Source organism: Cecembia lonarensis LW9, from assembly GCF_000298295.1.
Lineage (GTDB): Bacteria > Bacteroidota > Bacteroidia > Cytophagales > Cyclobacteriaceae > Cecembia > Cecembia lonarensis.
The window spans coordinates 1-1,425 of sequence record NZ_AMGM01000189.1 but is presented as its reverse complement, the minus strand read 5'-3'; the positions used below and the strand labels follow the sequence as shown (position 1 = coordinate 1,425).

Sequence of the window (1,425 nt, the reverse complement as noted above, 5' to 3'; positions counted from 1 at the left end):
GTCACGTCCTGATTTTACTTGACACTTTTTTCCTTATTTTTTCTTTTGTTTTCAATCCTCTTAAATGCCCTATAGCCCAAGTAAGGAGACCTGTAAAGGCCGGAGCGAAGCGACGTTTATATAGCCTTGACAGGTTTCTGTCTTGGGCTACTTTTGCGTTTGAGAGATGAAAACACTGTTAGTCCCTCATGTACTTCAATCGGCTTCTTCATATTTAATGAACAATGTGGCCTCTTTTCATTGTAGGCCCATACTCCATGCCTTACTGCTGCAAACGCTTCTTTGAGATTCTTAAACCTGTCCCCAAGTTTATATTCAATCTTCAGAATCCCGTTAACACGCTCTGCCATTGCATTATCATAGCAATTTCCCGCTTCTCCCATACTGGACTTTATCCCTCCCTTTTCCAGCAATTCAGTGTAGATCTTGCTGCAATACTGAAAGCCCCTATCTGAGTGATGAACAATACCTTCTGTTGAAGGACATTGGTCTATCGCCATTTTTAAGGCTTCTACAGCACATTTTGACTCAAGCGTATTCCCCAAATACCATCCCACTATCTTCCTGCTGTATGCATCGGTAATAAGATACAGGTACCTGAAGGAATCACCGACTCGGATATAGGTTATGTCCGAAACCCAAGCCTGGTGGGCAGAGGTCCAAACCTTGCCGTTGAACAGATCCTCATATTTACTGTAGCGCATAAATGACTGTGTTGTAACAACATACTTCCTCTTGCGCTTGACCAGCATGCCTTCCGAACGCAACAAATCAAAGAGCCTGTCCCTTCCTATGCTGATATCTAACCTCTCCGTATCTTCTTTGATCAGCTCCTGAAGCTTTCTTGTACCAATCATCGGATGGGTCCTCCGGTGATCCCGGACAAGCTCCAATACCAGATCGTATTGCGCTTCCTCCTTCAACTTCGAGTCCATCCAGCCATAATATGCTGACCTACTGTATCCAAAGTAAGTACAACCGGACTTAACACTCACTTCTTCAGGCCTTTTGGAAACAGCCCGTTGCCAAAGTTTTTTTTTAAATCCGTTTTGTACTCTTCGTTGGCAACTTTGACCAGCGTTTCCAACATATGGTTTGCTACAACAGAATCAGCTAAAGCCGCTTTAAGCCTTTTGTTTTCTTCTTCAAGTTCCTTAAGTCTTCTCTTTTCGTCCACTGTTTCTATCCTGACTGTTTTATTCAACAAATGATTCCTGCCAAAGGAACGGACCCACCTCTGGATCGTCTCCGCTCCTCTGATATCATACTTCTTTTGAAGTTCCGAAAAGGAGCTGCCTTTTTCCAGCTCCTCTACTACATGCTTCTTAAAGCTAATACTGTACCGTTTGAAATCTCGAACACTTTTTGTCATCTTTTTCCAATTATAGTTTGACTTATTACTGTCAAGCTATTTCAGGACATGAC

The 1,425-nt window shown here is 42.7% G+C and carries 2 protein-coding genes; both read right to left on the bottom strand.

Going from position 1 to position 1,425, the window contains the following annotated elements:
• Positions 1-116 precede the first annotated feature (116 nt).
• Positions 117-995, bottom strand: a complete 879-nt coding sequence (locus B879_RS20745; RefSeq protein ID WP_009187186.1) for an IS3 family transposase — start codon at positions 993-995, stop codon at positions 117-119.
• The gene (locus B879_RS20740) at positions 992-1,372 is read right to left on the bottom strand and encodes a transposase (RefSeq protein WP_009187185.1); all 381 of its coding nucleotides are present in this window, start codon (positions 1,370-1,372) and stop codon (positions 992-994) included. Before B879_RS20740 ends, B879_RS20745 begins: the two co-directional genes overlap by 4 nt.
• Between the last annotated feature and the right edge of the window lie 53 nt (positions 1,373-1,425).

Coding starts and splice junctions, on each gene's coding strand:
- B879_RS20740 (WP_009187185.1), bottom strand. CDS start 1,372: ATGACAAAAAGTGTTCGAGATTTCAAACGGTACAGTATTAGCTTTAAG.